This is a genomic window from Rhizobium sp. CFBP 13644 (assembly GCF_014842165.1).
Taxonomy (GTDB): Bacteria; Pseudomonadota; Alphaproteobacteria; order Rhizobiales; family Rhizobiaceae; genus Agrobacterium; species Agrobacterium tumefaciens_C.
Window position 1 is genome coordinate 1 of the sequence record NZ_JACYVF010000011.1, and the last position, 17,509, is coordinate 17,509.

The window sequence follows — 17,509 nt, forward strand, 5'->3', positions numbered from 1 at the left end:
GTCCGGTCGGGGGCTGATCGGTGGTGCCAGTGTCGCATTTCTAACGGGCCAGCGGCGTCGCAGCTCTAACCAGCTTTGACAAAATTTGTAGCCGGGTGGATTCAAACGTCAAGTGCGACTTGTTAATAATATCAGTGGTTTAATAGTCACAGGGAAGATGGATCGGACCCGGCTGCCCCTTATTGATCTCGATGAAGGTAAAAGTCATGGCCGGTCGCCACGATATTGTCTTCTCGGTGCCGTCGCTGGTTCTTTACGTTCACGGATTGATCTGTCGCGACCAAGAAAACTTGGTCGTTCGAAACTGAGCAGGACGATTGTGTGACGCTGGTCTTTGCGGCTCTCACTGCATCAGCGTTGTCTAATACGTGCAAGTTTGGCTGTCGATGCTGATTTGAGCGAGCGATGTCTGCTAGATAGCTTAGGACTGAAACCAAAGCCGCGCCCTCTTGAACGCAACTGCGGTCTAGCCAGTCACCGTCGGCGGTCCAGGCCAAATGAGGCTTGCAAAAAGGCCCCCTATTGCCGACGCAGTAGCAAGCCAGCGTAGCCAGGCAAATTCTCGAGTGTCTTTTGCGATCCATACCCGGATCACGAAGCTGAGGAAAATGAACATGACGCCGATGACCAGGCACTTGAAAAACAGGAGCCAGTACAATCCGGCTAACGCCAAACCGGACATGCCGCCCACAACGGCAATCGCGGCATCCTCGAAAACGTTGCTCATCTCAGCGAACAAGCGCGTCATCCGCTCAATCCACAACGCGGCAGTTGCGACGAGACACCATGTTGCGAATAAGACCCGTGCTACTGACAGATCAGCGAGCGCGCGGGCGTTCATCATAAAGTGGTCGCCTGTGATCCCGATCAAAGGTATGTATTGCAGAGCCCATGAAATGAGAGCAATCGGGAGTGCTGCTATACAGATAATCACGTACAGCTTGAGCAATTGCTTATATCGTATCTTTAGTTTCTCACGCTGGTCGGTGGATTGCATTTTTTGATCCATTTTGGTGGTCCGGATCTAGTTCGAAAACACTAATTGTTGTTTACTGGTTGAGTCCGATCTAAAAAGCGGAGGTCAAAAGGCATGGGAATTCCGCTTCGTACTGGCTTGGCCTCGTAACCAACGCACGGTTTTTAGCGCGGACAGCCCTGAGTTCAGGTAAGTTATTTACCGCAGACATTCGGGTTTTTGAACAGATCGCATCTGCACCGATCGCTACTAAATATTCAACTGTCGTCACTGGCTCGATCGTCTACGTCCCACTTCTGACGCTTCAATCATATTTTTCCTCAAGTCCAGATCTGCGATTACCGTCAAAATTTGTCTGACGTCGTCGGAATTGCAAGAGTAGAAAATTTGTTGAGCTGCCTTCCGCGTCGAAACCAAATTCATGTTCCTCATTTTTGCCAGATGCTGGGATGTCGCCGATTGGGTTAAACCGATTGCATCGGAAAGTGCGTTGACGTTCCACTCCCGGTCGATCAGTCGTCTCAAAATTTCTATCCTCATCTCGTTGGAAAGCATCAGCAGCAGGTTTGCCGCTTTCTCAAAATCAAATAGCGGTATCCATTTTTTCTCTGCACTATCGAATTTGTCCATGTGTTCGGCCCTTGCGGCGTACCGGGATTGCATTGGATTGAACTCCCTCACACGCTTTCAGGTTATCTGTGAGATCGTTGCGCATTCAAGGGTTTGAAAGACACTGTCCTGTTAGATTTGCGTAAAAATATACATTTTACGTAACAATTTCTTTGGATTTTTGCGGATCGACGCACGTTGCTTGAGAAGTAAGGGATTATTTATTTTTTTACAAGAATTCTCTTTCAAGAAGGTTGGACAAAGTCATGTGTTCGCTGATCAAAACAATTTTTACCCAGTGTCTAGATTTCTCAAAAAAGGAGTTCTTACGTCGACGCTCATGCTGTGTTCACAGTTTCGCTATCCCGGCCGAGGCCAGCATTGTTGGCTCGGCCGAAAAAAATTGGATATGTAGCTGGCCTTGAATGGGCAGCCGAGCAGTCGCAAGCCGCAAATGGCGGTTGTGGAAGATATGTTGAGAAACTCCAGCAGATATCGCGGCGCAAAGCATTGCAGCATGTCTAATCACTCATAATGAACTTTAGGTCTGCCACTCGCCATCTTATCAGTGCCTCGCACAAGACGCATGAACCTAAAGCAGATGTGAAAGCGTGGGAGCCGCGGGGCCTGAAAACGCCAAGGCTTCGAAGATGCTCCTATTCACGGTTTTTCAGCTTCTTGTGAACGCATAAAATGAGAGCATTCCACATCGAAAGTCCCGGCCTATATTATTCCATATGTTAGAACATAACGGAACGGAGCGATGCTATCACCTATTGAGAAAGCGTGCCTGCGCTGGAGTTCACAAGGCAGAAATATAAGAGATATCGCGATGCTTGCCGGTCGATCGGTGGCAGAAGTTGAATTACATCTATCCAACGCCCGTATTTCACTCGGACTCGTGTCGTTAACTGATGCTGTCAAGAAGGCCAAGTCGCCGGACACAGCACAAAAAGGCAGGGAAAAGGTCAGGACAAAGACGCCCAAGCCGATCGACGCCGAGGTCGGTTCCCGAATCCGCTCACGACGCCGGACACTCGGGTTCAGTCAAGGAAAACTCGGTGAAGCGCTTGGCATAACATTCCAGCAAATCCAAAAATATGAAAAGGGTACAAACCGTGTTGGGGCGAGCCGTCTTCAAGCTATCGCAAGCGTGCTTGGGGTTCCGATTGAATATTTTTTTGGTGGCAACGCAGTACAAGGGACTGGGTCTTCAACGCACACTGACCTGCTCGCGGTCCACGAGCTCACAGCATTTCTCCAAACGGCGGAAGCCAAGGAATTGAATGCCGCGTTTTCTAAGGTGAAATCACCGACCGTCCGTATGCGTGTTGTTAGTTTGGTCAAAGCAATCGCATCGTCATTTCCGCCGAAAACCCCAGCTGAAGTGATGAGGCAGCCCGCGGCGGAATAACTTTGAGGACTTGGCCATGAATGATACTGGACGACTTTCATCCTCGCTGACCCTGCTGCACTCGATCGACCGTTCGGATCAGGTAGAAACAGTATTGCGGCAGATCTGCGGGATTTTCAGTCTCAAGCACATGACATTCTTAGTCGTTCGCGCTGAAATCGCAGCGACCAAGTATCCCTACTTTTGCACCACCTATCCTACACGCTGGAAAGCAACCTACGTTGCAGAAAACTTCTTTGACGTTGACCCGGTCATCGATATTTTGAGATGGAGCAGAATGCCCGTTGATTGGTCAGCCCTAGACTCCGGGCGGAACCGCCAGTTTTTTGATGATGCTCGTCTAGGTGATGTCGGCTCTCATGGTATGACTATTCCTCTACGCGGGCCTCACGGAGAACGCTGTCTGTTCTCAGTGTCATCTGATCATTCTCTTGCCGACTGGTCGCTACTAAAAACCACTAGCGCGCATGAGCTCTCCGTCATTTCTCATTTGCTCCATGAAAAAATTCTTGCGGCACTCGATCTCGCAATTCGTCGCCCCTGGCGGGCGCTCTCGCCGCGAGAAAGACAATGTCTCGAAAATATTGCCGCCGGCCTCATTCCAAAACAGATCGCTGCAAAACTCTCCATTTCGGAAAGTTCGGTGCGCCTCTATCTGCGCTCTGCGCGACGAAAGCTTGATGCAAAGACAAGTCATCAGGCTGTGGCGAGGGCGAGCTTCTGCGAGATGATCCATATTTAGCGAGGACAGCCATGGCGTAAATTCCTCAAGCGTTCCCGTCAACCTGGCGAAATCGATAGATTGTTACCTACTCAGCTGGATCCGATCATAGTGTGTGGGCAAGTGGGACGTCGCGGTGCGGTGCCACATGTTCAGCAATCCAGAAGGGTTTCGTGCCACGCAGACGAGAAGGAACATCTCCATGGTTGCCATGCATGTTATTGAGCAGTGGAAAAATGCACCGCGGCTGACTTTACTCGCTGCATTTTTCGAGCGGACTGCAAGCGGATTGGGAGGTGCTCCTGATCGCGCTGTGCCAACCGTCGACTTGGGTCTCCTGGATTTCGATTTCGAATGTTCCGTATTTTCCGACACGCATCGGAGCTTGTGGGGCCCGTTTGACAAACACTATTTCGCAAGCATCCCCTACCGGTTGGAGGAGGAATGTCGGATCGGAGCGTCACTTCTAGCGTTCGGCCTGCGAAACTGGGCTAGGACACGAGCGCCGACTAACATCTATACTCTTGGAACCGGGACGGGCTGCCTTGCCCGCACGCTCGCGACGCTGGGCGGTGGTCGCATCGAAACGTTGTGCTGTAGCCCGACCGAAGCCAACCGAACAGCATTCTACGCAAAACGCAGCAGCCCGCATGCGCATTTTTTTCATGGACCGTTCTTCGATCTTGATGATGAACGATACGCTACCGATCCGCAACTGCAGCAGTTCCGCGACGGGTTCGACATCCTTATGGAGGATACGACCTTTCAGATGTACGATCGTGACCGTCTGAGCCAACTCGATTTTATAGCGCCGCGCCTGCGGCCCGGTGGTCTTCTCGTCCAAGTACAGAAGCTCGCTAATCACGATGTCGAACTCTACCAAGAACGCGAAAGGCAGAAGGACGACCTATTCAAATCCAGGTATTTCTCGTCGGCGAGAATCTCAGACAAAAGAGATGAAGTTTTGAATACGATGGACGATCTGCAGGTCGATCTGGAAACGACAACTGCGGCGCTCGGTGCCTTCTTTCGCTACTCGGTTGCGATCTGGAACAGCGGAAATTTCTATACAATCGTTTCGTCCAATGCGCGCCAGGCGATCCTTGATTTTACTTCTCTTATAATCCAGCCTGCTATTCCCCCGGCCTATTGTAATCATGTTTTGCCTCTTGTGCTGAACGAGACTGAGGCGCAACCACTCGGAACGGCATTGAAATGGCGATCCTCCCATTCGATGACTGAGGCGCTGCCCCGACTTCTGGCTTCATGAATCGGGAGTATTATGTCTCCGACACCTCTTCATTATTGCAGTCCTGACGACATTCGACGGGCGTTGACGATACTGATGCCATCGATCGAGCCATATTGGGAAAAGCCGTTGAAGAACTACGCCGCTGCGGCTTATGATCTTCGGCGGCAAACGACTTCGAGTGTTTCACGCGACCAAGCGATGCTTTTGTTTCGATCCATGGTGGATAAGGTTGCGCAAAACGCGGGTTTTGGTCTTGATGATGCCAGAAGTGCAAGCCTTGAGTTAACCTCCTCCCCTGTCCTGCAGACAGGCCCACACACCCTTTTACTGTTTGAGCCAGACGCCTTTTACACCCATCTTTTCAGCCGGATGGGATTGGAGGCGAGTGGACGACGGTGGCACGTCACCTATGCCGGGTCGACAATGTCTTTCAAAGAGTCCGCCAAAAAAGGGCCAGGATGGCTCCGGCTGGAGGGTGAAGCACTAAACTTGTTCGGATTGCCTAGAAGCAGAATGGATGGGCGCAGCATCTGTTGTTTCGATGGCCCATACCAGTTTGCTCTTTCGAATTCCTCGGGTGCGAATAGTGCGGCCAAGCGCTTACTGGCTGAATTGCCCCCTGTCCTGTTTCCCTCTGCAGCCGAAGCGATTAAGGCTGCCAATTACAAGCTTTGGAGGTCACATTTCGGCAATTCCGCGAACCTGCTTCAAATCGATGATTTCGATGTTGCGGGCCTGATCGCCGATCATCTCGACAATCCGACCTCGTGGCTGTCTGAGTTTTTTAATGTGGAAGCAATCACTTCACTTTTGCCGAACGCGATGGATTTGCTCAACACTGGACCTTGGCGTGGGTGGGTGCGAAGGACAACTGACTACTTTTGGTACGTCGGACCCGAGAGGGTGTTGCCGTTGGTGCTCGATGGCGGATATCTCAGGGGCGTGGCATCGCCACACATCAAGGTGAAGTTTTTGCCGCGCGACCTTGCGAGCGCAATCCGCGATCGTAAGCTCCTCCCTACCCTCTTCCTTGCGTTCCTTGTGATATCGATTTTACCTGGCATTAGAGCGCTTGGTGGGTGCAGGCAGCCAGTTTACCTGCCAGTTCTGAGATACCTTGCCGCGTTATGTGTCGAACGATCTGGTGATGGTGATCTACTCAACGATCTACGGCAGGATGATCACCCAGGGATGTGGGGACATCGGGTGTTGCGGCTTGGCGACGGTGATCCATTCAGTGACATCATTGGCTCTGGAGGTATTTCAACCCTCCTCGAAACCTATGGTGCGGTGCCACTATTCAAAGCAACCGGTGATCTGACGAGTTTTACTGGAGATAATCTTTGGGCAGAGATGAGCAAGCATCTTGCTTCTGGGGAGATCAAAGTCTCGGCGGCTGAGTGGAAATGGTCCGGAGTGTAGTCGAAGGTGGCGATGCATTCGCTCGGCTCCGGGCGCACAGGAGGCTTTAGTGCGCCACTAAACTCGCCGCACCAATCCGGCGGATCGTGCCAAAACACTTTTGACGAATGATTTCGTGCATGGTCCAGTTCTAGGTCTCTGCGTCAAGTCGCACATCCCAAGACGGCGCTACTTGACGCTCTTCGCCCCAGTCCGGCTCGGATGCGCTACCGCATCTCTGACGTTCAGGACCAAAACTGAGAAACAAGCAAAGCGCAACAGATGAAACTTGTTTGTAATGAAAAATTCAATTACTATATTAGTCTAGTTAGTGGAAGGAAACTCCTATGACGTCATTGGCGGTAACAATGAAAGGGCAGGTCACGCTTAAGCGAGATCTCCTACAACATCTCGGTATCAAGCCGGGTGAACGGATCGACTTCGACAAGCTTCCGGGGGGCGAGCTTCGGGTGAAGGCCGCAAAACCTTTCGGCACGATTGATAGCTTCATTGGCAGGCACGCATCCAAAGTCAAGAAGCCGATGACGATTGAGGAAATGAACGAGATTGCCGCCTCTGGGTGGGCGGGCGAAGAATGAAAATTTCAGTCGATACGAACGTGCTGGCTCGCGCTGTCTTACAGGACGACGCAAAACAAGGACGCGCCGCAAGCAAACTCTTGAAAGATGCTTCGCTGATCGCAGTTTCTTTGCCCTGTCTGTGCGAGTTGGTTTGGATATTGCGTAGGGGGGCGAAACTATCGAAGGAAGACGTAGCGGTGACCATCCGCGATTTGCTGGGTGCAGGAAATGTCGTGATGAACAGACCCGCTGTTGAATCGGGGCTTGCTATCCTCGAAGCGGGCGGAGATTTTGCGGACGGCATCATGGCGTACGAGGGCATCTGGCTCGGCGGTGAAACCTTCGTTTCGTTCGATAAACAGGCGGTTGAATTGGTGATGCAGCAAGGGCAGGTCGCACAACTCCTCTCCTGATTTTCATCGGCGAATTCGATCTTTTTTCGCGTTGGCCTGTTTCGCAGCTTCGTGCTGATGAGGCCATCTTATGAAAACGCAGGTCCTAAGGCCATTGCAAGCCAGCTCAAGGATGACAACCGCGCAAAACTATGAGAGGGATTTTCGAGTTTAACGAGGGAATTGAACAGTGACCACAACGAACGAAATTGCAGACAAGATCGCCGCCGATCACAATCTCACCAAAGCGCAGGCCAAAACGATTGTTGAGGCCGTGATATCCTCGATTAGCGAAGCAGCCGTTGCCGGAAACGAAACAAGCTTGCCCGGCTTCGGCAAGTTTAAAGTTAAAGCAACGCCAGAGCGCGAGGCTCGAAATCCCGCGACTGGCGCGACGATCAAGGTCGCCGCCGCTAGAAAGCTCGCTTTCACCCCTGCTAAGGCGCTTAAGGATGCCATGAACAAATAAGGTTGGGCAACCGCTCTTTGCTATGGAAGCCCGAGCTCCTGCAAGCTCGGGCTTTTGCTTTGAGATTTCAAGACCAACGCTTCGGAGCCTCTCACCTAGGGTTTGACCAGGCTCGCGAACAATTATGGATTTTTGAGGGGTATTCCCACCGCCCCCGTTTGCCGGAATAAACTCCACGCCCGCGTTTTCTAAAGCATCTTTTATCCGAGCAAGTGTGGGTTCAGGGAACTGCTCTCCCTCATTCGTCGGCTGAACCTGCTGTACAGGCTACGCCCTCGAGGTCGCACTGAAAACGCGTGCGATGGCTACGCTCGCAAACGCCTACCGTGAACGTCGGCTCAATTGTACCTGCGTTCAAATACTGTGCGATCGTGTCGCGCGACAGCCCGGTGCGTCGGCTGATCTCACGGATCGACTGCTTCTCTCGCAGTGCCATCCGACGGATGTTTAAAAGTCCCGTGTGGATCACTCCGTTGCCCCCGTCGCTCGCCGCGTTGGGGGAAGGTTCACATGGCTCAGTTCTCAAGGGAAATTATCTGATTTACCGGCTCAGTTAAGCGTGGAAACCAACATCCTTGACCATCCCACGTTTCGCCTCTAAGCATCATTTAAACATTTCCAGAATGGTTTAAATGATGGATGAGAAGAATGCTCTCAGCGGGTTCGCAGCGATTGCTCAAGAGACACGTCTGAAGATCATTCGGCTTCTTGTTACAGCAGGGGCAGATGGAATGGCAGCGGGTGCGATCACAGAGGCATTAGCGACTGCTTCTGCGCCACGGGTCTCCTTTCACCTCACCCATCTTGAGCATGCTGGCCTGATTGAAAGTCGCAGGAATGGAAGGAGCATCATCTACTCAGCGGTCTTTCCTGCACTATCTGACCTTGTGGCCTTCCTGATGAAGGATTGCTGTTCCGGTCACTGTGAAGTCTGTGACCGGGCTATCGCTTTGTTCGCCAAGTGTACTGGGCGACCGCAGCAAGTTGCCGAACCAAACCAGTTCGTTTGTGAGTGAGACGCATGCATAATTTGCGAGAAACGCTGGAGAACCAGCAGATCAAAATCTATTTCGCGACCGTCGTCGCGGCAGGTCTCATCGCTTACGCAATTCCGAGCACAACGGTTTTGGAGGCTGCGATTAACCCCGCTCTTGCCTTCATGCTTTTCGTTACCTTCCTTCAAGTTCCTATCGCGGAACTCGGGCGAGCGTTCCTCCGTGTTCGTTTCCTTGGAACGTTGATGGCGGTAAATTTCGTGGTAATTCCCGTTCTGGTGCTTGGCCTAATCCAGTTCTTGCCGACCGACCCGATGATCCGCATCGGTGTGCTTCTGGTCTTGTTGACCCCGTGCATCGACTACGTGGTGACATTCTCTCATCTGGGGCGAGCTGACGCGAAGCTGCTGTTAGCGGCAACTCCTGCCTTGCTGATCGCGCAGATGGCTTTATTGCCGCTATATCTCAGGCTGTTTCTTGGTGATGACGCTCACGGCCTAGTGCAAATGGGGCCATTCGTTCATGCGTTCGTATGGCTGATTGCGGTTCCCCTGATTGGCGCAGGTGTTTTGCAACTGATTGCCGGCCGAAACGCAAACGCAGCGCGGCTGAGCGCCGGGCTTGGGTTCCTCCCCGTGCCAGCGACAGCACTTGTTCTATTTGTTGTCGTCGCTGGCGTCGTCCCGCAATTGGGTCTTGCTTTGGAAGGAGCGGTGCGGGCACTCCCGGTCTACCTTGCGTTCGCCGTCCTGGCTCCTGCCGTCGGGTGGTTCATTGCACGATTGAACCGCCTCGATATTCCAGCGGCACGCGCTATCGCTTTCAGTGCAGGGACACGCAATTCACTGGTGGTACTTCCACTTGCATTTGCGATCCCCAATGCGATACCGCTTCTTCCGGCGATTATCGTCACGCAGACATTTGTCGAGCTTGTCGGGGAGCTTTTTTACATCCGAGTTATAGGGGCCGACTAGGGGATCGAGCGGTCGCCGCCTGATGTCCCCTTGTGGCGCTAAGCTGCCACAGCAACTTTCAGGACGAAAGCTGGACTGATGCAAGTTCCGCTGACAAGACTGAATCGACCGAAAGGTCTGACCGTATCAAACCATGGCTCCAGCGGTTTTTCGACCACGGCAAGTGCCAAGGCGGGCAGTCAACGATGGGATACCAGCAGATCCCGGCTATGGCAGCACAATGAAATGCCGCGACATCGACCTGCTGTAGAACATGCCGAAGCCAGCCACCCTTGTTGAACCCCGGATACCGCTTGTGGTGGACGGGATGGCCGTCGTGCCAGCTTGTCTCCGACACCATGATCGGCTTGCGGTACCGCCTCCATGTTGCGAGCAGGACTTTCACAAGCGAAGTTCGTGCCGTGTGCGGATAGTAGTTGACGCCCACAACATCCACATCGACCGCCGACACGATGGCATCCGTTGCCTCAAACTGGCGCTCGCCTACCCCAGTGATCGGATCGTTCGTGAGGATGCCGACATTTGGGTGATGATCCCGAGCGACCTTGGCCATCAGGACTGCCATCTCGACAGCCTCGTGACGCGGCATTCCCGCGATCATCGGGTAAAGGGATGGCTCGTTCACTGGACAGAGCCACAACTTTTCATCTCCATTCACCGAAATGGCGGACTCAGCCGCGATGCGAGCGCACCGCACTGGATCCTGATTGCGATGGTAATGGGAAAGATCCCAGATGGCCTGGACGCCAGCGTGTCGTGCTGCGACGAGGCGTCCACGCGCGTGATGTCCTGGGACGAGGCCGTCCCGGATCGTGAGAATTCCGTGCTCGCGAACAATACGGAAGTGATCGTCCAATCGCCCCTCCGCTGTGTGCCCGGTCGTGATCAGTAGGTCGTGATGACCGCGATGGACGAGGCCGCATTCAAAGCCCGCCATGATCGAACTTCGAAAGAGTGAAGCGGCCCGGAGCGGTAGCGGCAGTTGGCTCATCTCGTCGGTTGGGATCGCGCGGTCAATTTGTTTCCGTCCGGATCACGAAGATATGCAACGAATGATCCGTTCGGACGCTCCGATGGAGGGCTTTCGATTGCCGTGCCGCCGTTCGCGGTTCCGGCGGCATGCCAGGCTGAGACATGCTCACTGCTCGCAGCAGCGATCCCGATGGTTCCACCATTAGCAGCGGTGGCTGGCTCGCCATCGATCGGCGTTGTGATCATAAGCCGACTGCCATTGTGGATGTAAATAATCCTGCCTCGATCATCAATCTGTCCGGGCGTGCCTCCCAAGGCTATGAAGGTGGCATCGTAGAAGACTTTCGATCTTTCCAAATCGTTACTGCCGATCATCACGTGGGTGAACATTGTCGTTTCCTGTGCTGTTTGCTTCGTGAGGGCTGGAGCTTAACAGCAAAGGGATTGTAAATCCCAAGTCTACTGGAAATTCCGGCTCTTCACCTTGAGACTATCGATGTGCAAATCCGGGATGAAGATGTCACGAACCTTGTTCGGCTTTGGACGATCCCTCGCATCTCCTCCTCCGGGAGACCCATGTGCGAACTCGTCTCCTCTGCCGCTGGGGTTCCGGAATTCGGCGTCGCGGTCCGACAAAGATGAGAGATCGCTAGATAGGTCATAGAGCTGCCGCGCAATGAGGTGAACCACCTCTCCTTCCCTCTGGATCTTGCCCTGGATCGCCATCATGGATGCACCGAGCACGACGCGTCGCCGTTTCTCAAATAAGCTAGGCCAGACGACGATGTTCGCAGGCCCGGTCTCGTCCTCGATCGTGATGAACATCACGCCCTTTGCGCTACCCGGTTTCTGCCGAACCAGCACCAACCCGGCAACGCAGAGCCAGCTCTTGTCGCGCGCATTCATAGCATCGGCGCAAGTGATGATCCGGCGTGCGGCCAGATCCCGGCGCAGGAATGACAACGGGTGCGCTCGAAGCGTCAGTCCGACATGCGCGTAATCTTCCACGACGTTGTGGCCCTCCGTCATTTGCCTGAGTTCGACTTCCGGCTCCTGCTGCTCCGCCACTGTCTTCATCTCGCGCTCGGCGGCCGCCACGAACAGAGGCAGCGGTTCGTCTCGTAATGCTTTGATGGCCCACAATGCATCACGACGCTCGATATTGAACGCAGGTCGGAAAGCATCTGCCTCGGCGAGTTGGACGAGTGCTTCTGACGGGACGTCCGATCGTCGCCACACGTCGTCGACGCTCTCGAACGGCCGCTCGATCCTTGCGGCGACAATTCTCGCGGCATCCCGCACGGCTAGCCCAGCAACTTGACGCATACCCAGCCGGATGGCGTGTCTGTTGCTGCCGGGGATCTCTTCGAGTGTGCAGTCCCAGCGAGAATGTTGAACCGAGATCGGCCGGACTTCAACGCCGTGCTTCTGCGCGTCGCCGATGATTTGCGCGGGAGCGTAGAACCCCATCGGCAACGAATTCATGAGCGCCGCAGCGAACGCGTCCGGGTAGTGGCATTTAACGAAGCAGGATGCGTATGCGATGAGCGCGAAGGACGCGGCGTGGCTTTCAGGAAAACCATAGGAGCCGAAGCCCTCGAGCTGCGAGAAGGTCTTCTCCGCAAATTCCGGAGTGTAACCGTTCTTCACCATACCGGAGACAAGCTTGTCTTTGAAGCGTGACACGCCTCCTGTGAACTTGAAGGTCGCCATCGACTTGCGAAGCTGGTCTGCCTCGCCGGCGGTGAAACCTGCGCACACCATCGCGACTCGCATCGCGCTCTCCTGAAACAGCGGCACGCCAAGCGTCTTGCCAAGCACCGCTTCGAGCTCCGGCGTCGGATATTCCACAGCTTCTTTTCCCTCCCGGCGTCGAAGATACGGATGAACCATGTCGCCCTGTATCGGCCCCGGTCGGACGATCGCTACTTGGACCACCAAATCATAAAATGTCCTGGGCTTCAGCCGAGGGAGCATCGCCATCTGCGCGCGGCTTTCGACCTGGAAAGTCCCGAGAGTGTCGGCCTTGCGGATCATCGCATAGGTCGGGCCGTCTTCTTGCCTTACTTTTGCAAGATCGAGGTCCTCGTGTTTGTGCTCCCGGATGAGATCAAAGGCCTTCTGCATGCAAGTCAGCATACCGAGGGCCAGCACGTCGACCTTCATCATCTTCAGTGCCTCGACATCGTCCTTGTCCCATTCGATGACCTGACGATCTTCCATCGCCGCCGGCTCGATAGGAACGAGATCGTCCAGTCGTGAACGCGTCAGGACGAAGCCGCCGACATGCTGGCCCAGATGTCTTGGCGCACCCATCAGCTCTCGAGCAAGCCGCAGCGTCATCACGAGACGGTAATCGTCGGGATTGAGGTTCAACTCGCGAACGTTGCGCTCAGTGATCTCCTCCGACCACGACCACAGGCCGGACGACAGAGCTTTCGTCACGTCCTCAGGCAGACCCATTGCCTTGCCGACATCTTTAATTGCGCCCTTGGCACGGTAGCGCGTGACGGTGCAGACGAGCGCAGCCCTGTCACGGCCGTATGTCTCGTAGATCCACTGGATGACTTCTTCACGGCGCTGGTGTTCGAAGTCGACATCGATGTCCGGCGGTTCGTTGCGCTCCCTGCTGACGAACCGCTCGAACAGCAGATCGTTGGTTTCCGGATCGATAGATGTGATACCCAGGATGTAGCAGATCGCCGAATTCGCGGCAGAACCTCTGCCCTGACAGAGTATACCCTGACCGCGTGCAAAACGGACGATGCTGTAGACGGTCAGGAAGTATGGCGCGTATTCCATCTCCTTGATCAGATCGAGTTCGTGTTTGACGGCCCGCAGCACGCTCTGTGGCAGGCCCTCCGGGTATCGGTCAGGAATACACTCGCGGACGCACTGCTCCAGTGACTGCTGAGCATCCAGGCCGTCGATCAGCGCTTCCTCGGGATACTCGTAAGTCAGTTCCTCGAGCGAGAACCTGCATTGCTCGACGATCTCCATCGTGCGCTCGAGAGCCTGCGTGTATCGGGGGAACAAGCGCTCCATTTCCTCCGGAGGCTTGAGATAGCGGTCAGCATGCCGTTCCCTGTCGAACCCGACGTCGTCGATGGTCGTGTTGGTGCGGATGCAGGTTACGATATCCTGAAGCTGTCTTCTGGACGGCTCATGGAAGAGAACATCGTTGGTAACGACCGTCTTCACCTTGAACTTCGTTGCAAGGTTCGAAAGCTCGTGGAGCCGCATCTGGTCGTTTGGTCGCCGTCTGAGGCTGAGCGAAAGGTAGGCGCGCCTGCCGAAAATCTCCGTCATCTTGCGGAGCTGCACAGCGCAGACATCGTCTGCGAGATCAGGCACGAGAATGCCGATCAGGCCCTCGGCATAGAGGGCGAGATCATCGATATGCAGGATACAGTTGTTCTTTCCGCCTCTGGCTTTTCCAATGGTAATCAGTCGAGTGAGCCGGGAGTATGCTGCTTTGTCCGTGGGGTAGACGAGCACCGACATGCCGTCCTGCAGATCGAGCCGACAGCCAACGACAAGGCGTATCCCGGTTTCGCGGGAAGCCTCCAGTGCACGTACGATCCCAGCCAAACTGTTGCGGTCGACGACACCCACGGCTTCGATCCCTAGTTCTTTGGCGGTCGCAAACAGCTCCTGCGCCGACGATGCGCCCCGCAGAAAGCTGAAGTGAGTGGTGACCTGCAGCTCCGCATATTTCATCAGGCAAAGATTCCGTGCATGAACCAGCGATGGGAACCCGTTTCCGGATCGATTCCGTCCCCGGAGCGAAAAATCCAGAACCGCTCGCCGTCGTCGTTTTCGACAACAAAGTAATCTCTGACCGCTTCCAGCTCTGTTGGGCGCTTCCACCATTCCCCGAATATGCGCTCGGGGCCATCGGCACGCTTCACACGGTGGCGTTTGCCGCGCCAGGTTATGCTGGCGGGTGGATAGTCGGGCATGAGCGCGATCGCCTGAATCTGTTCTGGTCGTGCGAACAATCTGGTCGGTCTGCGCCAATGTCCGACCCAGCTTTCAGCTATCTGATCGGCGACGGCGGAGATCTGCTGCACGCTCCGCTCGGGCACATCCGATGCAACGGGTGCGACGCGGTAGACGCGCTGGCCGCCGCGGTTGCTGAAGATATCGATCAATGGCGTGAGGTCGGCTATCTCTTCTTCAACGAGAGACGAAGCCTTCTGCTCCTCGAGCAGCGGTTCCGCCGACACGGCAACAAGGACGAGTTTCTCGATACCGAACCCAGGATCAATCTGCTCAGTGCGATCCCTGAACAGTTTCGTGAGCCACGCAACATCCCTTGCTGGCTTCGCCGTCCCTGCCCGTATCGCCTGAAGGGTGTTGTCGACGCGATGCACGATGAGGTCAGTTCGGCGAGCGCCGAGGCCGCGTTTCTCCAGTTCGGCGACGAGCTGGACGACGAGTCGACCGACATATTTGTTGATGGTGTCGGCCGCGCCTATCGGTTCCTGAAACGATCTGGAGACCTCAACGAGATCGGCGGTTCGGATCGGATCGATCGGTTCTCCCGCGCGACCGAACATCTGGTCGAGACGGCGGCCGACCTCTGGTCCGAAACGAAGGGTCAGCGGTGCTCTTGGGGTATTGGAAAGTTCGGCTATGGAATGAAAGCCAAGGATACGGAGGTCTTGGACCATTTTCTCCGGCAGCCGCAGCAATGAGATCGGTAGCTTTTCGACGGCGCGCACGATCTCGCCGCGGGGAACGATCACGGTATCCCGGTTGATGGCACGGACGCATGCATGCGCCGCGCCCCATGTATCCGCGATCGCTACCTTCGCAGTCAGCTTCCTCGAATAAAAGGTATTCACGATACCGCTGATCATCTTTGCTTCTCCGCCCTGCAGGTGATCGGCACCCTCGGTGTCCAGCACAAGACCGTCCTTACCGTCGACGGCGACTATTGGGGAATAGTGCCCAAGCGCCCATAGCGCGATGCGTTCCAGCGCGGCGGCATCGGCGGCGGGATCTGCATCTATTAGCATCAGCCCTCGGAAGATCGCCTGAGCCTTCGCCGCGGCCATCCCGACGCGAACACCGATCTTTTGCGCCGCGACATCTGCCGACGACACCCAACGCTTCGATCCACTGTGCGCGATGACCGCGATCGGCTGATCATCCGGTATGGTGGGATCGTTTCGTCTGATCCTGTCCGTAGCCAGATCCGGCAGAAATATGGATACGACCCTTGCCATCACATGCTCCCACGCAGAACTCTTTGCACTCGCCCGCTCGGGACCTCATCAACTCAAGAAACCATCTAGGTCGCCCTACTCCCGGTACCGGAAGTTCTTCGGACGGCAGCACGCTCACCCGCCACCTCGTCGTTGATGCTGTCGGCTGCCCGAAGTCGTTGGCCTCGGTCTGCCTCCGCCAACGGCGCACTGCCAAGGCAATTGTCCCCGTTCGCTCGGCCACAAGTTGGAGCCGACGGCTCACGACCATTGGCAACCGCACCATCTCGCCGACGACCGCGCCACAGCCGCCGTAGGAAAGCGCTTCTTCCATGTTGGCAGCGACATCTTCTTCCTTGTCGCTCTCGACGAAGATGACCCTACGCGGATGCAGGCCTGCCTGAGCAAGAGCCGGAAAGAACAGATCGGGCCGCGTGAGGCACCAGACGATCGGCCCCTTCGTACGAGCAGCGATCCCGGCGGTAAAGAGAGCGGCCGCTGCGCCATCGACGGTTCCGGAACCACCACCCGCGAATTCATGGAGGGCTCCATGGGCCAGGCCCCCACCAGGAAGGATCGCGTCGATCTCCTCGACACCAAATGGAAGACAGCCTGTCTTCCTTGCGCCCTCCCCCTGAATGGAAGAGATGCGTTCGCGCAGATCAGCGAGCACTTGATCGCGAGCAGCCGACATTGGTCACGAATCCTTTCGAAATCGCAGTGGAAAGGTGCAACATCATGTCGCCAGAACTTGATTGTTCATCTTCTGTTCCCTATCGTCGGCGGCGTCAAGACACCTGAAAATCAGGAATCTACTCCTAGGATTAGCAAAGCCGAAGATTCATAGAGTTGAATCATGATGGTAGCGGAGATTCCGGCGCAGGCCTTCTGGCGTAAATATTTTTGGTACGCCAGCGCGGACATCGATGCGATGCCGGTCTGCCAGACCGGGTGACGCAGGGCAAATGGAAACGTGATGCCGAGAAGACGACCAAAGCCCGATAACGAAGGAGGACCGATGCTGAAGGATTGCCGTCTACCAGTGATCGAGATCGCATGTGCACCGTGTGGTCGTCGGGACCTACTAGAGCGAAAGGCACTGGTCGAACAGTTCGGTGCCGGGGTCAGCTTCTCACGATTGAGACGACGGCTGGCGATGGGGTGCGAGCGCCTTTGCCACCCAAATGGCGATCACTGCGGAACGCGGTTCCCCTGCCTGGAAGATGTCGGAGATCGCAATAGCGGCTGAGATGACGCGAATTGAAGGCCAAAGCGAGAAAGCAGTGGACAGGTTGGGCGCTCGTCTGGCGTTTCGTTGCCTGCGGCGAGAAATCGGAAAAACCGCTACATTCACCATCTCTGTCGTGTCCGATTGACACACCGCAATCTCGCAAATCTAACCAAAAACCATCGCGGAAGTTCCCGACACATCAGATGGTCTGGATATCGCTTATGATTTTCACGCGAAGGCAAGGCCATAACAGCCGCTTGCCGTGGACCGCAGTGAGAAGCAAGTCGACCGCGCCGTTTGGGTCCGACG

16 protein-coding genes are annotated in these 17,509 nt (G+C 55.1%); 9 read left to right on the forward strand and 7 right to left on the reverse strand.

Annotation, left to right across the window (positions count from 1 at the left end; genetic code table 11):
- Positions 1-466: 466 nt before the first annotated feature.
- Positions 467-1,009, reverse strand: a complete 543-nt coding sequence (locus IFT53_RS20980; protein ID WP_192067560.1) for a hypothetical protein — start codon at positions 1,007-1,009, stop codon at positions 467-469.
- Positions 1,010-1,243: 234 nt separating this feature from the next.
- Positions 1,244-1,606 (reverse strand): ArsR/SmtB family transcription factor, encoded by a 363-nt coding sequence (locus tag IFT53_RS20985; RefSeq protein WP_192067558.1) that lies wholly within the window; start codon positions 1,604-1,606, stop codon positions 1,244-1,246.
- A 970-nt stretch (positions 1,607-2,576) separates the two neighbouring features.
- Here IFT53_RS20985 and IFT53_RS20990 point away from each other — a divergent pair.
- The 9 genes from IFT53_RS20990 (at position 2,577) to IFT53_RS21030 (ending at position 9,784) form a co-directional block, all read left to right on the forward strand.
- Positions 2,577-2,999: a helix-turn-helix domain-containing protein gene (locus IFT53_RS20990; RefSeq protein WP_311273468.1), complete on the forward strand. Its 423-nt coding sequence runs from the start codon at positions 2,577-2,579 to the stop codon at positions 2,997-2,999.
- Between the two features lie 16 nt (positions 3,000-3,015).
- The gene (locus tag IFT53_RS20995; protein WP_192067556.1) at positions 3,016-3,741 is read left to right on the forward strand and encodes a helix-turn-helix transcriptional regulator; all 726 of its coding nucleotides are present in this window, start codon (positions 3,016-3,018) and stop codon (positions 3,739-3,741) included.
- A 181-nt stretch (positions 3,742-3,922) separates the two neighbouring features.
- Positions 3,923-4,990, forward strand: a complete 1,068-nt coding sequence (locus tag IFT53_RS21000; protein ID WP_192067554.1) for a class I SAM-dependent methyltransferase — start codon at positions 3,923-3,925, stop codon at positions 4,988-4,990.
- A gap of 75 nt (positions 4,991-5,065) precedes the next feature.
- Entirely contained in the window at positions 5,066-6,394 is a 1,329-nt protein-coding gene (locus IFT53_RS21005; RefSeq protein ID WP_244656422.1) for a hypothetical protein, read from the forward strand.
- 326 nt (positions 6,395-6,720) lie between these two features.
- Positions 6,721-6,972, forward strand: coding sequence for an AbrB/MazE/SpoVT family DNA-binding domain-containing protein (locus IFT53_RS21010; protein ID WP_192067551.1), 252 nt, complete (start codon positions 6,721-6,723; stop codon positions 6,970-6,972).
- Positions 6,969-7,367, forward strand: a complete 399-nt coding sequence (locus IFT53_RS21015) for a type II toxin-antitoxin system VapC family toxin (protein ID WP_192067549.1) — start codon at positions 6,969-6,971, stop codon at positions 7,365-7,367. Before IFT53_RS21010 ends, IFT53_RS21015 begins: the two co-directional genes overlap by 4 nt.
- A gap of 169 nt (positions 7,368-7,536) precedes the next feature.
- Complete coding sequence (locus tag IFT53_RS21020; protein WP_192067547.1) at positions 7,537-7,815, forward strand: HU family DNA-binding protein; 279 nt, start codon at positions 7,537-7,539, stop codon at positions 7,813-7,815.
- A 635-nt stretch (positions 7,816-8,450) separates the two neighbouring features.
- On the forward strand, positions 8,451-8,831 hold the full coding sequence (locus IFT53_RS21025; protein ID WP_192067580.1) for an ArsR/SmtB family transcription factor: 381 nt from the start codon (positions 8,451-8,453) through the stop codon (positions 8,829-8,831).
- Positions 8,832-8,836: 5 nt separating this feature from the next.
- Positions 8,837-9,784, forward strand: a complete 948-nt coding sequence (locus IFT53_RS21030) for an arsenic resistance protein (RefSeq protein ID WP_192067545.1) — start codon at positions 8,837-8,839, stop codon at positions 9,782-9,784.
- Between the two features lie 58 nt (positions 9,785-9,842).
- Here the strand turns inward: IFT53_RS21030 and IFT53_RS21035 are convergent, their stop codons facing one another.
- From IFT53_RS21035 to IFT53_RS21055, 5 genes are all read right to left on the reverse strand, one after another.
- Positions 9,843-10,721 carry a glycosyl hydrolase 53 family protein gene (locus IFT53_RS21035; protein ID WP_192067544.1) on the reverse strand — a complete coding sequence of 293 codons (879 nt, stop codon included), beginning with the start codon at positions 10,719-10,721 and terminating at the stop codon, positions 9,843-9,845.
- A gap of 50 nt (positions 10,722-10,771) precedes the next feature.
- The gene (locus IFT53_RS21040) at positions 10,772-11,146 is read right to left on the reverse strand and encodes a VOC family protein (protein WP_192067541.1); all 375 of its coding nucleotides are present in this window, start codon (positions 11,144-11,146) and stop codon (positions 10,772-10,774) included.
- Between the two features lie 69 nt (positions 11,147-11,215).
- Positions 11,216-14,476, reverse strand: coding sequence for an error-prone DNA polymerase (locus IFT53_RS21045; protein ID WP_192067539.1), 3,261 nt, complete (start codon positions 14,474-14,476; stop codon positions 11,216-11,218).
- Positions 14,476-15,990, reverse strand: a complete 1,515-nt coding sequence (locus IFT53_RS21050; protein WP_192067538.1) for a Y-family DNA polymerase — start codon at positions 15,988-15,990, stop codon at positions 14,476-14,478. The genes IFT53_RS21045 and IFT53_RS21050 overlap by 1 nt, the downstream gene beginning before the upstream one ends.
- Positions 15,911-16,663, reverse strand: a complete 753-nt coding sequence (locus IFT53_RS21055; protein ID WP_192067536.1) for an ImuA family protein — start codon at positions 16,661-16,663, stop codon at positions 15,911-15,913. The genes IFT53_RS21050 and IFT53_RS21055 overlap by 80 nt, the downstream gene beginning before the upstream one ends.
- Between the last annotated feature and the right edge of the window lie 846 nt (positions 16,664-17,509).